This window comes from Rhodococcus sp. CX (assembly GCF_015865005.1).
GTDB lineage: Bacteria > Actinomycetota > Actinomycetes > Mycobacteriales > Mycobacteriaceae > Rhodococcus.
In genome coordinates, this window is record NZ_JADZGH010000118.1 from 1 (window position 1) to 1,293 (window position 1,293).

General features: G+C 70.3%; 1 protein-coding gene. It reads left to right on the forward strand.

Annotation, left to right across the window (positions count from 1 at the left end; all coding sequences use genetic code 11):
• Nucleotides 1-77 precede the first annotated feature (77 nt).
• The coding region (gene radA / locus I0Q12_RS12910) for a DNA repair protein RadA (protein WP_307846211.1) at nucleotides 78-1,293 on the forward strand (1,216 nt) is incomplete at its 3' end.

Here is a 1,293-nt window from a genome sequence, read left to right on the forward strand (position 1 = left end):
GACGAGCAATGCTCGTCCGGCCCCGCCCTCGTTTCGGTGGAGGTCCGGTGTCGGTCCGCGCCTCTATCGTGCAGTCCGTGGCCAAGACGAAATCGATCTACCGTTGCAGCGACTGCGCGCACACCGTCGCGAAATGGGTGGGGCGCTGCCCCGAGTGCGGCACGTGGGGGTCGATGGACGAGACATCGGCCGTTCCCGCCGCGGTCGCCGCACGTCCGGGAACATCACTGGCGCGCGCCGGTGCCGCCGCGATCCTGCCGACCACACCCGCGACGCCGCTGACGCTCGTCGACGGCAAGGCCACGCACGCCAAACCGACCGGCATCTCCGAACTCGACAGGGTGCTCGGCGGCGGGGTGGTGCCGGGGTCGGTCGTTCTGCTCGCCGGCGAACCGGGCGTCGGCAAATCCACGCTGCTCCTCGAGGTCGTGCATCGCTGGGCACAGCGCAGCCCCGACGACCGCTCGCTGTACGTCACCGGCGAGGAATCCGCCGGTCAGGTGCGGCTGCGCGCCGATCGCACCGGTTCGGTGCACGAACGGGTCTTCCTCGCCGCCGAATCCGATCTCGCGACGATCTTCGGTCACGTCGAACAGGTGAAGCCGACGCTGCTCGTCGTCGACTCCGTGCAGACGATGCTCGCCGCCGACGTCGAAGGCGTCTCCGGCGGTGTCACCCAGGTGCGGGCCGTCACCAGCGCGCTGACCTCGCTCGCCAAGGCCAGCGGCGTCCCGGTGCTGCTCATCGGTCACGTCACCAAGGACGGCGCGGTCGCCGGGCCACGATCGCTCGAGCATCTCGTCGACGTCGTGCTGCACTTCGAAGGAGACAAGCATTCGACGCTGCGCATGGTGCGCGGCGTGAAGAACCGTTTCGGGGCCGCCGACGAGGTCGGCTGCTTCGAACTGTCCGAGGACGGCATCGCCGGAGTCAGCGACCCGTCCGGGCTGTTCCTGCAGCACCGCACCGAGGAGGTCGCCGGAACCGCGATCACCGTGACCATGGACGGCAAGCGTCCGATGCTCGGTGAGTTACAGGCGCTGGTGGTGCCCACCCACAACCCGTCGCCGCGGCGGGCGGTGAGCGGGCTCGACTCCGCCCGGGTCGCGATGGTCCTCGCCGTGCTGGAACGTCGCTGCAGGATCCCGCTGGGCAAGTGCGACGTCTATGCGTCGACGGTCGGCGGCATGCGGATCACCGATCCGTCCGCGGACCTCGCCCTGGCACTCGCGGTCGCGTCGGCGGTGCGCGAGAAACCGCTGCCGGCGGGCACGGTGCTGCTCGGCGAGGTCG